This is a genomic window from Roseateles sp. GW821-FHT03B02, from assembly GCF_059421025.1.
This window is the reverse complement of sequence record NZ_JBWKUV010000004.1, coordinates 369,905-385,902: the sequence shown is the minus strand read 5'-3', so window position 1 is coordinate 385,902 and position 15,998 is coordinate 369,905. Positions and strand designations below refer to the sequence as shown.

The 15,998-nt window shown below is 67.9% G+C and carries 13 protein-coding genes; 6 read left to right on the top strand and 7 right to left on the bottom strand.

Annotated features, from left to right (window positions below):
- Positions 1-95 precede the first annotated feature (95 nt).
- Entirely contained in the window at positions 96-803 is a 708-nt protein-coding gene (locus tag AC07VX_RS14110) for a Crp/Fnr family transcriptional regulator (RefSeq protein ID WP_493165353.1), read from the top strand.
- Here AC07VX_RS14110 and AC07VX_RS14105 read toward each other — a convergent pair.
- The gene (locus AC07VX_RS14105) at positions 787-1,941 is read right to left on the bottom strand and encodes an NAD(P)/FAD-dependent oxidoreductase (RefSeq protein ID WP_493165352.1); all 1,155 of its coding nucleotides are present in this window, start codon (positions 1,939-1,941) and stop codon (positions 787-789) included. The two genes, AC07VX_RS14110 and AC07VX_RS14105, sit on opposite strands and share 17 nt — an antisense overlap.
- Positions 1,942-2,046: 105 nt before the next feature.
- On the opposite strand from AC07VX_RS14105, the gene AC07VX_RS14100 reads away from it, so the two are divergent.
- The gene (locus AC07VX_RS14100; protein ID WP_493165351.1) at positions 2,047-3,339 is read left to right on the top strand and encodes a peptide MFS transporter; all 1,293 of its coding nucleotides are present in this window, start codon (positions 2,047-2,049) and stop codon (positions 3,337-3,339) included.
- Here AC07VX_RS14100 and AC07VX_RS14095 read toward each other — a convergent pair.
- Positions 3,326-4,048, bottom strand: a complete 723-nt coding sequence (locus AC07VX_RS14095; protein WP_493165350.1) for a helix-turn-helix domain-containing protein — start codon at positions 4,046-4,048, stop codon at positions 3,326-3,328. The genes AC07VX_RS14100 and AC07VX_RS14095 overlap by 14 nt on opposite strands.
- 171 nt (positions 4,049-4,219) lie before the next feature.
- Between AC07VX_RS14095 and AC07VX_RS14090 the strand changes: the two genes are divergently transcribed.
- Genes AC07VX_RS14090 through AC07VX_RS14080 form a run of 3 tightly spaced genes read left to right on the top strand, consistent with a single transcriptional unit; the run spans position 4,220 to position 9,848 of the window.
- On the top strand, positions 4,220-6,442 hold the full coding sequence (locus tag AC07VX_RS14090) for a TonB-dependent receptor (RefSeq protein WP_493165349.1): 2,223 nt from the start codon (positions 4,220-4,222) through the stop codon (positions 6,440-6,442).
- Positions 6,443-6,463: 21 nt separating this feature from the next.
- The gene (locus tag AC07VX_RS14085; protein WP_493165348.1) at positions 6,464-8,353 is read left to right on the top strand and encodes a serine hydrolase domain-containing protein; all 1,890 of its coding nucleotides are present in this window, start codon (positions 6,464-6,466) and stop codon (positions 8,351-8,353) included.
- 1 nt (position 8,354) lies between these two features.
- Complete coding sequence (locus AC07VX_RS14080) at positions 8,355-9,848, top strand: M81 family metallopeptidase (protein ID WP_493165347.1); 1,494 nt, start codon at positions 8,355-8,357, stop codon at positions 9,846-9,848.
- Here the strand turns inward: AC07VX_RS14080 and AC07VX_RS14075 are convergent.
- From AC07VX_RS14075 to AC07VX_RS14060, 4 genes are all read right to left on the bottom strand, one after another.
- Complete coding sequence (locus AC07VX_RS14075; RefSeq protein ID WP_493165346.1) at positions 9,845-10,453, bottom strand: GNAT family N-acetyltransferase; 609 nt, start codon at positions 10,451-10,453, stop codon at positions 9,845-9,847. The two genes, AC07VX_RS14080 and AC07VX_RS14075, sit on opposite strands and share 4 nt — an antisense overlap.
- Before the next feature lie 595 nt (positions 10,454-11,048).
- A complete protein-coding gene (gene htpG, locus AC07VX_RS14070) occupies positions 11,049-12,944 on the bottom strand; it encodes a molecular chaperone HtpG (protein WP_493165345.1) in 1,896 nt (631 codons plus the stop codon).
- A gap of 61 nt (positions 12,945-13,005) precedes the next feature.
- Complete coding sequence (locus tag AC07VX_RS14065) at positions 13,006-13,317, bottom strand: hypothetical protein (RefSeq protein ID WP_493165344.1); 312 nt, start codon at positions 13,315-13,317, stop codon at positions 13,006-13,008.
- A 13-nt stretch (positions 13,318-13,330) separates the two neighbouring features.
- Positions 13,331-14,455, bottom strand: coding sequence for a 3-deoxy-7-phosphoheptulonate synthase (locus tag AC07VX_RS14060; protein ID WP_493165343.1), 1,125 nt, complete (start codon positions 14,453-14,455; stop codon positions 13,331-13,333).
- 263 nt (positions 14,456-14,718) lie between these two features.
- On the opposite strand from AC07VX_RS14060, the gene AC07VX_RS14055 reads away from it, so the two are divergent.
- On the top strand, positions 14,719-15,498 hold the full coding sequence (locus tag AC07VX_RS14055; RefSeq protein WP_493165342.1) for a fumarylacetoacetate hydrolase family protein: 780 nt from the start codon (positions 14,719-14,721) through the stop codon (positions 15,496-15,498).
- On the opposite strand, the gene AC07VX_RS14050 is transcribed toward AC07VX_RS14055, so the two are convergent.
- On the bottom strand, positions 15,482-15,973 hold the full coding sequence (locus AC07VX_RS14050; RefSeq protein ID WP_493165341.1) for a hypothetical protein: 492 nt from the start codon (positions 15,971-15,973) through the stop codon (positions 15,482-15,484). The genes AC07VX_RS14055 and AC07VX_RS14050 overlap by 17 nt on opposite strands.
- Positions 15,974-15,998 lie beyond the last annotated feature (25 nt).

Here is a 15,998-nt window from a genome sequence, read left to right as displayed (position 1 = left end):
CGTCTGTGAGGCCTATTCTGGTCAGGACTTTGACGCCAATCTGTCGGTGCGACGACAATTTACGGGTCTTCACGGGCCAGACTTTCCCGCACTCCATGGGCGACACCCCCCTGCCATTGCGCCAGCGCGCGCGGCGGCCCACGCCGGCCGAGCTGGACGCCATTCCCTGGCTGAAGCTGCTGGACGGCAGCCAGCGCGAGCGCGCCGTCGCCGCGCTGGAGGTCGGCGACGCCCAGCCCGGCGAGCGGCTGTGCCGCATCGGCCGGCCGGCCAACTTCTGGTTCGGCGTCGTCGACGGCCTGCTGAAGATGAACAACGATGATTCGCTGGGTCAGGCCGTTACCTTCACCGGCGTGCCACCAGGCGGCTGGTTCGGCGAGGGCACGCTGCTCAAGCGCGAGGTCTACCGCTACAACATCCAGGCGCTGCGGCCCAGCGTCGTGGCCGGCCTGCCCATCGACAGCTTCCACGCGCTGCTGGACGGCAGCATCGCCTTCAACCGCTTCGTGCTGGACCAGCTGAATGAGCGGCTGGGCCAGTTCATCGCCGCGCGCGAGACCGACCGCATCCACGACCCCGACGTGCGCGTGGCCCGCAACCTGGCCGCCCTCTTCCACCCGACGCTGTACCCCGGCGTCGGCACCTGGCTGCGCATCACGCAGCAGGAGCTGGGCTATCTGGTGGGTCTGTCGCGCCAGCGCGTGAACCAGGCGCTGCACCGGCTAGGCGATGCCGGGCTGATCCGCATCGAATACGGCGGCCTGCGGGTGCTGGACCTGCAGGGGCTCAGGCGCTTCGCCTGAAGCGCTGCAGGGACAACTGTCGCGCTTCGATGCCCATGTCCAGCAGGTCCTGCGGCAGTGCACGGCCGAGCGCCAGCGCGGCTGCCGCCCGACCCAGCGCCGGCGAGGTCTGGATGCCATAGCCGCCCTGCCCTGCGCACCAGAAGAAGCCCGGCGCTGACGCATCGAAGCCGACGACCGGCGAGCGATCCGGGCTGAACACGCGCAGCCCCGCCCAGCGGTGGCGCACACGGCGCACGGGCTGGCCGGTCAAGGTCTCGAAACGGTCCACGGCGATGGCCACGTCCAGTTCCTCGGGCTGGGCGTCGCAGGGCGGGCTGGGCGTCTCGTCGGCCGCCGAGATCAGCAACAGGCCGGCGTCGGGCTTGAAGTACTGGCTCTCGTCGATGGCGACGACGGCCGGCCAGAGGGTCGCGTCAACGCCTTCTGGCAGGTCGATGAGGACGGCCGTACGGCGCAGTGGCTGCAAGGGCACTGGGGCTATGCCGGCCAGCGCCGCCACTTCGTCGGCCCAGGCACCGGCCGCGTTGATGACGACACCAGCGCGAAAGCAGCCCGTCGCCGTGTGGGCCAGCCAGTTCGAGCCCTCGCGCTCCAGCCCCAGCAAGCCACTGCCCAGATGCAGCGCAGCGCCCGCCGCACGAGCGTGGCGCAGAAAGCCCTGGTGCAGCAGGTCGACGTCGATGTCGGCCGACGTCGAATCCAGCAGCGCGCCGGCAATTCGGTCCCGCTGCAGCAGGGGCACGCGGGCCAGCACTTCGTCGACGCCCAGCGTGGTCGTCCGCTCGCGCACATCGGCGTCCGCCGTGAAGCTGGCGACGAGGTCCAGTTGCCCGGCACCGACGAGGAACAGCGTGTGCCGCTCGCGCAGTAGCGCCTGCTCGACCATGCCCGGCGACGGCGTCAGGAAGTAGCCCAGGCTGGCCCGCGTCAGCGCCCGGATGGTGGCGTTGCCGTAGAGGGCCGAATACAGCGCCGCCGAGCGGCCGGTGGAGTGGTAACCCGCATGGGGTTCGGCTTCCAGCACGGCCACACTCGCGCCGCCCGCGAGCGAGGCGGCCACCGAGGCGCCCGCGATGCCGGCACCGATGACGATGCAATCCACGTTCTTCGTCGTTGTCGTTCTCTCTTGGCCCATGGCTGTCTGTACGCAATTTTCCAATTTGGAAAATAACTGTACCATCACGAAAATCGTTGGGCAATGATGAAATCGGTGCACCCGGCGCCGTTCGAAGGAGATTGAGTGGACGCTTCCCTGCAAGCCCGCGCCCCCGCGCAGTGGTTCGGCCAGCCTCGCGGCCTGGTGGTCCTCTTCCTGACCGAGATGTGGGAGAAGTTCTCCTTCTACGGCATGAAGGCGCTGCTGATCTATTACATGATCCGCCACCTGCAGTTCCCGCAGGCCGAGGCCTCGCTGATCTACGGCGCCTACACCGGCGGCGTGTACCTCACGCCCATCTTCGGCGGCTATATCGCCGACCGCTGGCTGGGCCGGCGGCGCGCCATCCTCATGGGCGGCTCGCTGATGGCACTGGGCCATTTCACGCTGGCCTTCGAATCGGCCTTCTTCCCGGCCCTGTTGCTGATCGCCCTGGGCAATGGCCTCTTCCTGCCCAACCTGCCCAGCCAGGTCGGCGACCTTTACGACGAGAGCGACCCGCGCCGTGGCGGCTCCTACAACATCTACTACGTCGGCGTGAACCTCGGCGCCCTGCTGGCGCCGCTGGTGTGCGGCACGCTGGGCGAGGTCTATGGCTGGCATTTCGGCTTCGGCGCAGCGGGCATTGGCATGTGCGTGGGCCTGGCCATCTATGTGCTGGGCGCGCGCCATCTGCCGCCGGACCGGCCGCGTGCGGCCGAACCTGCCGCTGCCACGTCCAGCGGTTTCTCGGCCGCCAGCATCCTGCCGCTGCTGCTGGTGGGCCTGGCGGTCGTCGTCTTCCGCAGCGGCTATGAGCAGAGCGGCAACACCCTGGCAGTCTGGGCCGAAGCCGGGGTGGATCGCACCCTCGGCAGCTCGACGGTGCCAGTCACATGGATGCAGTCGCTGAACCCCCTTTTTGTTTTCCTGTTCACGCCGTTTGTCGTGGCCGGCTGGCGGCGTGCCGCAGAGCGCGGCGGCGAACCCTCATCGCTGGCCAAGATGGCCATGGGCGCGGCCGGCGTGGCCCTGTCCTATCTGATGCTAGCCCTGCTGGCCTCCACGCATGGCAGCACGCCGGTCAGCATGGGGTGGGTGGTGGCCTTCTTCGTCGTCTACACGGTGGCCGAGCTCTACATCCTGCCGGTCGGTCTGGGCCTGTTCGCGCGGCTGGCACCCAAGGGAATGGGCGGCACCTTCGTCGCCGCCTGGTTCCTCGCCTCCTTCGGCGGCAACCTGCTGTCAGGCGTGGTCGGGCGCCATCTGGCAACGATGGGGCCGGCCCGTTTCTTCGTCCTGCTCGGCGTGGTCACAGGGCTTGCCGCCGCGGCGCTGTTCGCGCTGCGGCCGCTGCTCAAGCGCGTGGAAGACGCCAGGAAGGCTAGCGCCGCGTAGCCTTCGCCGCCTTGGACTTGGCGGCAGGCTTTGCCGCCTTGGCCGGCGACGCCTGCTCTGGCGCCGCGAGGCGCTGCGAGGCCTCGACGAAGTGCTGCGTCATCACGTCGCCCTGGCCGTTGCGCGGCGCACAGGTGGCCACCAACCGGCAGGTCCCTTCCGACGCCTTCAGGTAGGCGTGACCCATCTCGCTGTCGAAGAAGATGGAATCGCCCGCCTTCAGGATGACGGGCGCATACAGCTCGGAGTGGAAGGCCACCTCGCCCTCGATGACGAAGGCGAACTCTTCGCCGGGATGGCGGATGAGGTCGCCGAACTCGGCCTTGAACTCCTCCAGCGTGCGCGCCCTCACCTCGGCGATCAGCGGCGTGAAACGCTTGTTCAGCAGCTCGGCCGCGAGATAGGTCTGCTTGTAGCTCTGGGTGTCGACGACCTGGCCGTCACCCGCGCGATGCACCACGCGCCGGCCGCCGCCGCTGGGCGCGGCGCGCGCGCCTTGCGCGTCATGCAGCAGTTCGGCCATGTCCACGCCCAGGCCGCGGCTGAGCAGCATCAGCTTGTCGTATGACAGGGACACATTGCCTTTTTCCAGTTTGGACAACGTGGACACCGCCATGCCGGTGCGCTCGCTCACCTGGGCCAGGGTCAGGCCGAGGCGCTTGCGCACGCTGCGGATGTGGTCGCCGGGAGAGGTGCTGGAACTGACCATGTCTCTGGGAAGAGGGAGTCGTTTCATCTTAGGTCATGCCCGCCGGCGGGCCGGCTGCTCGGTTGCCCTGAGCCAGGTTCGGCGTTTCATCTAAGGTTTACACCGATGGGAAAGATTTTTCCAAATTGGAAACTTCATGGATCAAACAACCTTCCCGATCCTGGAGCTGCCATGAGCCGGTCTTCCCGTTTCCTCCCTCCTCTCGGCGCGCACCACAGGCCCCACAAGCTCGCGGCCCTGCTGGTGCCCTGCCTGGCCGCGCTGTGTGCCTCGCCGCTGTGGGCGCAGACCGCGGCCGCCGACGGTAAGGCCGAGGTCGAGAAGCTCGAGGTCGTGACCGTCACGGCCACGCGCCGCCGCGAGCCGGTGCGCGACGTGCCGCTGCGCGTCGAAACCCTGGGCGCCGAGCCCATGGAGCGAGCCGGTGCCGCCTCGCTGAGCGACTACGTGGGCGGACTGCCCGGCATCGACGTGAAGACTTCGGGCGGCCCCGGCCGCAACGCCGTGACGATGCGCGGCGTCAGCGTCGGCGAGCAGCAGATCGCCACGGTCGGCATGTACGTCGACGACGTGGCCTTCGGTTCCAGCAGCGCCTTCGTCGGCGGCGCCAACACGGCCCTGGACCTGTCGCTGCTGGACCTCAAGCACATCGAAGTGCTGCGCGGCCCCCAGGGCACGCTCTATGGCGCTGGTGCCATGGGCGGCCTGCTGAAGTATGTGACCAACGAGCCCGACAGCTCGCAGTTCTCGGGCAAGGTGGGCGTGGGCGCACGCCAAAGCCGCGGCGGCGCGCTGGGCCACACCGAGCATGCGGTGCTGAACGTGCCGCTGAGCCAGGACGTCGCTGCCCTGCGCGTGGCGGCCTTCAATGACCACGAGGGAGGCTACATCGACGCCGTCGGCAAGGCCGCGGGCGAGCACATCAACGACGGCAACACGCGCGGCGCGCGGGTGTCGCTGCTGGTCGAGCCCATGTCCAAGATGAAGCTGCGCCTGGCCCACACCCAGCAGGACATCCAGCGTAACGGCCTCAACGTCATCGAATACGACGCCGCCAAGGGTCAGCCGATCTACGGCGACCTGACACGCCACCTCGACACTGGCGAGGCCTACAGGCTGAAGACGCGCCTGAGCTCGGCCGACGTCGAATACGACTTTGGCTGGGCCCGCTTGAACGCCATCGCGTCGAGCCAGCGCCTGGACAGCGCCACCGGCCAGGACGCCACGGCCCTGCTGGGCGGCAATCCGGCCTTCGACTTCGTCTCGCTGGACAACGCCTTCAGCCTGCGCAAGCAGACCCAGGAACTGCGCCTGACCTCGCAGCGCGGCAGCGTCGAATGGCTGCTTGGCTTCTATCGCACCAAGGAGACCGGGCACGTCGGCCAGCGCCTGTGGGCCCAGGTGGCGGGCGGCGGCGGCGACATGACGCTGACGACGACCGGCCAGCCTTCTGAATACCGCGAGCGCGCCCTCTACGGCGACCTGACCTGGAACATCGACCCGGGCTGGTCGCTGACCCTGGGCGCCCGCATGGCCAAGAACGAGCAGGTCTACACCGTCTTCGTCAACGAGCAGCTGAACTCCTCGGCGCCCAGCGACGACACGGCCAGGACCTATCTGGCCACGCTGCGTTACGCCCTCGACAAGACCAGCAACGTCTACTTCCGCGCCGCCAGCGGCTACCGTCCCGGCGGCCCCAACTCGCCGGCCATCGACGCCAACGGCCAGGTCATCCCCGGCACGCCCGCCACCTTCGGCCATGACACGCTGTGGAGCTACGAGCTCGGCTACAAGGCCGACCTGCTGGACAAGCGCCTCAACTTCGAAGCCGCCGTCTTCAACATCGACTGGAAGGACCTGCAGCAGCCCAAGGCCGTGGGCGCCAGCACCATCGTCGTCAACGCCGGCAAGGCGCGCGTGCGCGGCCTGGAGCTGGCGGCGCACTACAAGCTCGATGCCCGCTGGAACCTGGACGGCAGCCTGGCCTGGACGGATCCCAAACTGACCGAGGGTTCCACGGCCCTCGGTCCCTCGGGCTCGCGCCTGCCCAACACCGCCAAGCTGGCCTTCACGCTGGGCGCCCGCTATGCCTTCGACCTGGCCGGCAACCCGTCCTATGCCGGCCTGAACCTGCGCCGCGTCGGCCAGCGCAATGCCGGCTACGACTCCGCCGGCAGCTCGGTGCCCAACTTCAGCCAGCCGGGCTACACGCTGGTGGATGCGCAATGGGGCATGGAGATGGGCCGCTGGCAGCTGGCCACCTTCGTGCGCAACCTGACCGACAAGCGCGCCATCCTGGGCGCCGACACCGCGCTGACGGCCTTCGGCCTGCCGCTCAACGTCACCACCGTTGCGCCGCGCACGGTGGGCGCGAACCTGACCTTCAACTTCTGACCCCGGACCTCCATGAAGCCCATGCTCAAACGCCTGCGCATCGCCGCGCTGGCCCTCTGCGTCGGCGCGCTGCCGGCCGCCTTCGCCCAGCCCAAGCCCGCCACGCCGCTGACGGCCGTCGATGTCGAAGCCTTCATCGATGGCCTGGTGCCCACGGCGCTGCGCAGCGCCCGCGTGCCGGGCGCCGTCGTCGTCGTCGTCAAGGACGGCCAGCCCCTGCTGCAAAAGGGCTATGGCCTGGCCGACTGGGAGAAGAACATTCCCGTTGACCCGCACAAGACGCTGTTCCGCCCCGGCTCGGTGTCCAAGCTGTTCACGTGGACGGCCGTCATGCAGCTCGTCGAGCAGGGCAAGCTGGACCTCGACGCCGATCTCAACAAATACCTGGACTTCACCATCCCGGGCCGCAACGGCAAGGCGCTGACGCTGCGCCACGTGATGACGCACACGACCGGCCTCGAGGAAACGGCTCGCGACCTGCTGACCTACGACACCGCCGGCCCCGACCTCGGCAAGGTGCTCAAGGCCTACATCCCGCCCTACGTCTACGACCCCGGCACGACGCCCGGCTATTCCAACTATGCGACGTCGCTGGCCGGCTACATCGTGCAGCGTGTCAGCGGCAAGCCCTTCGACGACTACATGGATCAAAACGTCTTCGGCCCGCTGGGCATGAAGCAGTCGACCTTCCGCCAGCCGCTGCCCGAGGCGATCAAGGCCCAGATGTCGCAGGGCTACATGACCTGGGACGAGAAGCCCAAGGGCTTCGAGGTCATCAGCATGCCGCCGGCGGGCAGCATGTCGGCACCTGGCGCCGACATGGGCCGCTTCATGCTGGCATTCCTGCAGCAGGGCAGGCTGGGCGACGCGCAGATCCTCAAGCCCGAAACGGTCAAGCTGATGCACGGCCAGCTGACGCGGCCGCTGCCGGGGCTGGCCGGCATCGGCCTGGGCTTCTACGAGCAGAACATCAACGGCCACCGCGTGCTGGCCCACGGCGGCGACACCGTCCTCTTCCACAGCGACCTGCTGCTGTTCGTCGACGACGGCATCGGCCTGTACCTGTCGGTCAACGCTGCCGGCCATGAGCGCCAGGGTGCCTGGCTGCGCGACAAGCTCTTCGAGGCCTTCGCCGACCGCTACCTGCCCGACCAGCGTCCGGCCACCAAGCCCGAGGTGGACGAGGCCACCGCAAGGCAGCATGCCCGGCAGATGGCCGGCAACTACCGCAACACGCGCCGCGAGGACTCCACCTGGCTGTCGGTGCTGCAGATGCTGAGCCCGGTCAAGGTGCAGGCGCTGGAGGACGGACGGCTCGCCATCGACCTGGCCGGTGCGCGCAGCACCTACCGCGAGGTGAAGCCCTATTTTTGGGAGGAAGAGCACGGCAAGCGCCGGCTGCAGGCCGTCGTCGAGAACGGCCGCGTCAAGCACTGGGGCCTAGAGCCTTTCGTGTTCGCCTTCATCTTCGAGCCGGTGCCTTTCACGGCCAGCCCGACGGTGCTGGTGCTGGCTGGCCTGGCCATCGTCACGCTGCTGCTGACCACGCTGCTGTGGCCCGTGGCCGCCGTGCTGCGCCGCCGCCATCAAGTGGCCCTGCCGCCGCCCAAGCAGGTGACTTGGGTGCGCGGCGCCAGCCTGGGCGCCCTGGTGAGTCTGGGCCTGTGGGGCTGGGTGGTGGCGCTGCTGGAGAGTCTGGGCGATGCGTCGGTGCTGCTGCCCATGGCGCAGCTGACGCTGGCAGTGTCGGCCATCGGCGGCCTGGTCGTGGCGGGCCTGCATGCCCGCCGCGCGCTGAAGGCGGGCGACAAATGGAGCCAGGCGCTGGCGCTGGCCTGGGCGCTGTCCTTCGCCGTGCTGCTGGTCGTGAGCCTGAGCCACCACCTGATCAGCTTCAACCAGTGGTATTGACATGAGCAAGCCCATGCGGCTCTTCCTCGGCGGCTTGGTGCACGAGACCAGCAGCTTCTCGCCGCTGCCCACCAGCGTGCAGTCCTTCCGCGACGGCGTGCTGATCCACCGCAGCGACCCGCAGGCCCTGCAGCAGATTGCGGCCCAGCCCAATCTGACGGGCGTGATTGCGGCCGCCGCCCGGCAGGGCGACACGCTGCTGCCGGGGCTGTATGCCGAGGCTCAGCCTGCCGGGCCACTGTCCCGCGCCGACTACGAGCGGCTGCGTGACGAACTGCTGACCGACCTGCGCACCGCAATCAGTCTGGGCCCCGTGGACGCCGTGCTGCTGGTGCTGCATGGCGCCATGCTGGCAGAGGGCCATCACGACTGCGAGGGCGACCTGCTGACGAGGGTGCGCGAGATCATCGGCGCCAGGCGGCCGCTGGGCGCCCTGCTGGACCTGCACTGCAACCTGAGTCCGGCCATGGTGGAGTCGGGCGCCGTCCTGGTGGCGTGCAAGGAGTACCCGCACATCGACTACGCCGCCCGGGGCGAAGAGTTGCACGCGCTCCTGAGCGCGATGGTGCGCGGCGAGCTGGCCTTGAAGGCCCATTGGCGGCGCGTGCCGCTGCTGGGCATCTTCGGCACGACGCAACCGCCGATGCGCGACTTCGTGCGCCGGCTGCAGGCCAGCGAGCAAACGGTGTCGGGCGTGGCCTCGGTGTCGGTGCTGCACGGTTTTCCATGGTCGGACACGCCGCACACCAGCGCCGCCGTGCTGGTGCTGGCCCAGGACAAGCCGGCCGCCGCCGAGGCGGCCACACAGTTGCTGGACGAGCTCGCCGAGGCCTTCTACGGCCTGCGCGAGCGGGCCAGTGCCAACCGCCTGCCGCTGCATGCGGCCGTTGACCAGGCCGAGGCCGCCATGCAGCAGGCGCAAGGCCGGCCAGTCGTGCTGGCCGACACGGCCGACAACCCCGGTGGCGGCGCAGCTGGCGACGGCACCTTCGTGCTGCGCGAGCTGCTGCGCCGCGGCGTCGGCGACGTCGCGTTGGGCATGATCTGGGACCCGCAGGCCGTGGCCATCGCCATGTCCGCCGGGGTCGGCGCGCGGCTGCCCCTGCGCATCGGCGGCAAGGTGGGACCCATGTCGGGCGCCCCGGTGGACCTGGACGTCGAGGTGCTGGCCTGCCGCTCCGATGCCCGCCAGCGCAGCCTGACGCCGGGCGGCACCGATCCTCTCGGCCCGGCCGTGGCGGTGCGTGCACAGGGCATCGACATCGTGCTGAACAGCATCCGCCAGCAGGTCTTCTCGCCGGAGTGCTTCACCGAGCTGGGCGTCGACCCGCAGGCCAAACGGCTGGTCGTCGTGAAATCGACGCAGCACTTCCGCTCGGGTTTCGATGCGATGGCCTCAGCGGTCGTCTACGCCGACTCGCCGGGCAGCCTGCAGTCGGACCTGGGGCGCCTGCCCTACCGGCATCTGCCCCGGCCGGTGTGGCCCTTGGATTAGGCCGCGAAAGCGACGGCCTCGGGCTCGCCGCGCGGCAGCGTGGCCCAGCGCTCGGCACCCAGCTCGTACAGCAGGGCTGCGGCGCTGCCCGGGCCATCGGCCAGCGTGCCCTTCAGGCGCAGGCCCAGGCCCTCCAACGTCTTGCGCGTCGGGGCGTTGCTGGGCAGCACGGCGGCCACGACGGCACCCTCGTGGCGCTGCTCGAACGCCTGGCAGATGGCGTACTGCGCCATCTCCGACGCCAGGCCCCGCCCCCACGCCTGAGGCGTGATGCGGTAGTAGAGGTAGAGCCCGGCATGACCCGCCACGCTGCGATGCATCAGGCCGCCGAAGCCGATCAGGCTGTCGGGCTGGTCGCGCTCAGCGATGGCCCAGTGGCCGAAGCCACGCTGCTGCCAATGGCCGATCCAGCTCTGCAACTGGGTCTCGACCGCCGTGCGGCCCTGCGGCGTCGCCGCGGCACAGAAGCGATTCACGGCCGGGTCGGCGTGCAGCGCGGCAAGGATGTCCAGATCGTTGTCCCGGGGCGGACGCAACACCAGGCGACGGGTGACCATGGCTGCCGGCACGGCAGCGACGGGCTCGCTGAAGTCAATCTGGACCATCTAGTCAGAAACTCGGTAATAACCCTAGGAGCGTAGCCGCGAGACCTCCGCTGGGAAAGCCCGGAAGCGCGGGAGTTGTAGCAAAACCGTCACAAAACCACGTAAAGCCTGCGAAATCAGCGCGGCGCCGACTTCACGGCCTGCATCAGCAGCCGCAATTCCTCGGCCACGGCGTCGGGGCAGTCCGTCTGGATGGCGTGGCCGGCGCCGTCAACCTGACGGCGCGGCGCGCCGGGCCTCGCGTTGCATGCGCGCCCAGTGCCCGGGGTGGGTGGGATCGACCAGCAGCACGGCAGCGACCTCGGCGTGGTAGACCCTGGCTCAGGCGTATGGGTGGAGGCCCCCGATAGCGTGCCGAGCAGCACGAACGGCGGCCTCAAGCCGATGAACTGCAGCGCGAGGTGCAGTTCCCGGGCGATGGTGCAGGGGTGGCACGGCACCTACCTGCAGAAAAACGATGCGGCTGGTGCCGAGCTGAAGGGTCTGCGTTGGCGGCAGGCTGCTGCAGCCCGAAAGGGCTGCGGCAGCCAACAGGGAGGCCAGGCAAACGCATGGCGGCGAAGCCTACCTGCCGCTCATGACGGTCTTCGGTACGTCAGCCGACCAGCAGCGCGTTGACGCGCCGCACATAGGCGGCCGGATCTTCCAGGTGCCCCCCCTCGGCCAGCACGGCCTGGTCGAACAGCACCTGGGCCAGGTCGTCGAAGTGGGCCTGAGACGTCGAACTCGCGTCGAGCTTCCTGACCAACGCATGCTCGGCGTTGATCTCCAACGTCGGCTTGCTTTCGGGCGCGTTCTGGCCGGCCTGCTTAAGCAGACGCGCCAGGTGGCCGCTCATGTCGCCCTCTTCCACGACGATGCAGGCGGGCGAGTCCACGAGACGGGTCGTCACGCGCACGTCCTTGGCGCGGTCTTTCAGCGCTTCCTTGAGCTTGTCGATCAGCGGCTTCAGGCTCTCGGCCGTCTCTTCGGCCTTCTTCTTCTCGTCTTCATCCTGCAGCTTGCCCAGGTCGACGGCGCCCTTGGCGACGGACTGCAGCTGCTTGCCCTCGAACTCGTAAAGGTGGGACAGCATCCACTCGTCGACGCGGTCCACCAGCAGCAGTACCTCGATGCCCTTCTTGCGGAAGATCTCCAGCTGCGGACTGTGCTTGGCGGCGGCCAGGCTGTCGGCGGTGATGTAGTAGATGACGTCCTGGCCTTCCTTCATGCGGCCCAGGTAGTCCGCCAGGCTGACGCCGCTGTCGGCATGCGTGGAGGCGAAGCGGAACAGCTTGGCCAAGCGCTCCTGGTTGGCGTGATCTTCACCGATGCCTTCCTTCAGCACCTGGCCAAAGTCGGTCCAGAAGGCCGCGTACCTGGCGCGCTCGGCTTCGTCCTCGCTGTTGGCCAGGCTCTCCAGCATGCCCAGCACGCGCTTGGTGGAACCCTCGCGGATGGCCTTCACGTCGCGGCTTTCCTGCAGCAGCTCGCGGCTCACGTTCAGCGGCAGGTCGGCCGAGTCGATCACGCCCTTGACGAAGCGCAGGTAGACCGGCATCAGCGCCTCGGCGTCGTCCATGATGAAGACGCGCTTCACGTAGAGCTTCACGCCGCCGCGCTTGTCACGGTTCCACAGGTCGAAGGGTGCCTTGGCCGGGATGTAGAGCAGCTGCGTGTACTCGCTGCGGCCCTCGACGCGGTTGTGCGTGTAGGCCAGCGGTGCTTCCGTGTCGTGGCTGATCTGCTTGTAGAACTCCTCGTACTGCTCCTTCGTCACTTCGCTCTTGCTGCGGCTCCACAGCGCCGAGGCCTTGTTGACCGGCTCCCACTCGTCGGTGACGACCTGCTTGGCGGCTTCCGCGTCCCAGGTCTCCTTCTTCATCAGGATGGGCAGGGAGATGTGGTCGCTGTACTTGGCGATGGTGGACTTGACGCGCCAGGTCTTCAGGAACTCTTCCTCGCCCTCGCGCAGGTGCAGGATGACGTCGGTGCCACGGCCGGCCTTGGTGATGGTTTCCAGCTCGTACTCGCCAGTGCCCTCGCTGCTCCAGCGCACGCCCTGGTCCTGGGCCAAGCCGGCGCGGCGGGTCTCGACGGTGATGCGGTCGGCCACGATGAAGCCCGAGTAGAAGCCCACGCCGAACTGGCCGATGAGCTGGGCGTCCTTCTTCTGGTCGCCTTCGAGCTTGGCCATGAACTCGCGCGTGCCGCTCTTGGCGATGGTGCCGAGGTGCGACGCCGCCTCGTCGGCGCTCATGCCGATGCCGTTGTCGCTGATGGTCAGCGTCCTGGCTTCCTCGTTGAAGCTGACGCGCACTTCCAGGTTGGGTGCGTCCTCGAACAGCGCGGCGTTGTCCAAGGCCTCGAAACGCAGCTTGTCGCAGGCATCGCTGGCATTGCTGACCAGCTCGCGCAGGAAGATCTCCTTGTTGGAGTACAGCGAGTGCGTGACGAGATGCAGGATCTGCTTGACTTCGGCCTGGAAGGCGTGGGTTTGCTTGGCTCTCATGGGGATTCCGGTGAAACGAAAACGCGGCCCAGATGGGGCCGCGTGGGACAGGTTCAAGAGGTCAGTAAGAGACGGCCTGGCGAGGGACGTCGATCTTGATCAGTGCCTTGGACAGCGCGCCGGCGGCGGCGCGGGCGTAGTCCAGCGCCCAGGCCGCGTCGGCAAAGCCGCTGGGGCCGGCGCCGGCGGCCACCTGGATGAGCTTGTCCGCCAGCAGCACCTTGCCCGAGCCGCGCAGCGGCTCGCATTCCAGGCGGACGAAGGCCTCGTCCAGCCAGCGACGCGCGGCGTCGAAGCTCAGCACCTCGGCGCCATCGAGCTGCAGCTCGATGGGCGCGGCGCTGCCGAAGATGACGGTGATCCGGGCTTGCATGGCCCGGATTGTGTCAGCGACGCGCCTTGACGGCTTGCGACAGCACGTCCAGCACCGCCAGCGAGTCGTCCCAGCCCAGGCAGGCGTCGGTGATGCTCTTGCCGTATTCCAGCGCCGCCGGGTCGTCCTTGCCGGGCGTGAACTTCTGGGCGCCGTCGTTCAGGTGGCTCTCCACCATGACGCCGAAGATGCTCTTGCTGCCCTCGCGCATCTGGCCGGCGATGTCGCGAGCCACGTCCAGCTGGCGCTGGTGCTGCTTGCTGGAGTTGGCATGCGAGCAGTCCACCATCAGGCGCTGCGGCAGCTTGGCCTTGTCCAGATCGGCGCAGGCGGCGGCGACATGCTGGGCGTCGTAGTTGGGCGCCTTGCCGCCGCGCAGGATGACGTGGCAGTCGGCGTTGCCGCGCGTCTCGACGATCGCAACCTGGCCGTTCTTGTGGACCGACAGGAAGTGGTGGCCGCGCGCTGCGGCCTGGATGGCGTCAGTGGCGATCTTGATGTTGCCGTCGGTGCCGTTCTTGAAGCCGATCGGGGCTGACAGACCCGAGGCCAGCTCGCGGTGCACCTGGCTCTCTGTCGTGCGCGCGCCGATGGCGCCCCAGGCGATCAGGTCGCCGATGTACTGCGGCGAGATGACGTCCAGGAACTCGGAACCCGCCGGCATGCCCAGTCGGTTGATCTCCAGCAGCAGTTGGCGGGCGATGCGCAGGCCCTCGTCGATGCGGTAGCTCTCGTCGAGGTAGGGATCGTTGATCAGCCCCTTCCAGCCCACGGTGGTGCGCGGTTTCTCGAAGTAGACGCGCATGACGATCTCAAGCGTGTCGGCGTACTTCTCCCGCTGCTCTTTCAGCTTGCGGGCGTACTCGATGGCGGCCGTCGGATCGTGGATGGAGCAGGGGCCGATGACGACGAGCAGGCGGTCGTCCTCGCCGCTCATGATCTTGCGGATGCGCTGGCGGGTTTGGCTGATCAGGCCTTCCATCGCCGTGCCGCGGATGGGGAAGAAGCGGATCAGGTGCTCGGGCGGGGGCAGCGGCGTGATGTCGAGGATGCGCTCGTCATCTGTGGCACTGGTCTTGTCGTCCTGGGAGTACCAGCGCTGGGCTTCGGGTTCGACGGAAGAGACTTTGGCGTTCACGGAAAAGGCCTTTCAGAAAACAAAAAACCGCCGGGCTTTGGAGGCCCGGCGGTTTCTGGGGAGTCTGGGTTCAGCGCGCGCGCTCAGATCTCTCCACCGCCGGGGCAGGGAAAAAACCAAAAGCGAAAGTAGGAAGCGACGCGGAACATGGGGATGGAATCTAGCACGGGCGCCGCGGCGAGCTTTCGGCAGCGGGCAAGCCCGGCTTGACCCGGATCAATACATGGCCGTCAATGCCTGCACGCCCCTCCCGGAGACCCACCATGCAAAGACGCCACGCCCTCGGCGCCGCCGTCACCGGCCTCGCGGCCGCCGGCTGCGCCAGCACAAGAGCCGCCTCGACCACGCCCTTCACGGTCGCACAGCCGGGAGTACCCATCGCCGGCAGCGACCAGGTCTTTCCCGTGCGCCGTATCTATTGCATCGGCCGCAACTACGCGGCCCACGCCCGCGAGATGGGCTCCGACCCCACGCGCGAGCCGCCCTTCTTCTTCCAGAAGCCCAGCGACGCGGTGCAGTTCGTGGCGCCGGGCCGCACGACTGACCACCCCTACCCGCCGCTCACGAAGAACTACCACTACGAGCTGGAACTGGTCGCGGCCCTGCACAAGGGCGGTCGCGACGTCCCCGTCGACAAGGCGCTGGAGCTCGTCTACGGCTATGCCGTCGGCCTGGACATGACCCGCCGCGACCTGCAGCGCGGCATGGGTGACCAGAAGAAGCCCTGGGAGATCGGCAAGAGCTTTGACCGCTCCGCGCCCATCGGGGCCATCCACCGCGTCGCCCAGGTCGGCCACTTCACGGCTGGCGCAATCACGCTGAAGGTGAACGGCCAGATAAAGCAGGACGCCAACCTCAACCAGATGATCTGGAGCGTGGCCGAGCAGATCAGCAAGCTCTCCGAGGCCTTCGAGCTGATGCCGGGCGACATCATCTTCAGCGGCACGCCGGAGAACGTCGGGCCGGTGGTACCCGGCGACCTGATGGAGGGCAGCATCGCCGGGCTGCCGCTGCTGAGCGCGAGAGTCACAGCGTCAGCGTGATACCGGTTGCTAAAGGCTCAGGTGGTGAGATGGCGTTTGCATCCAGTGCCGCCAGGAAATCGCGCCGCACCTCATCGACCTCACCCCAAGCGCCCGTTCTTGCCAAGTACAGGCTGTCGTCAAGTTCATCGAACAAGTAGTAAAGCTCGTCGGGCATGTTCGAGAGCCGACAGGCATTCATCGCGCGACGAATGGTCCCTTGGAGTGCGTCAACGGTCTCAACATCTTCCGACCTGAGACGATGCAAAAGCCATGCCCCCGCATTGCCGTTGACCAGACCATCGCTCATGACTCTCAACGCTCCAACCAAAGCGATGAGCTCTTTGCACCAGGCAATCTCGATCACCTCGAAGGGCGGATTCGCTTCTTGCTCTATCACGCCGAATGCCCAACGCCGAACCTCGGCTTCGTCGATCAGATCCGCAATCAGTCCGACGCGAAAGTAGTCGGCAAGCTCGGCGAAGGAGCCACTCACCATCGCTTCGCCCTCAGGCCTCAGC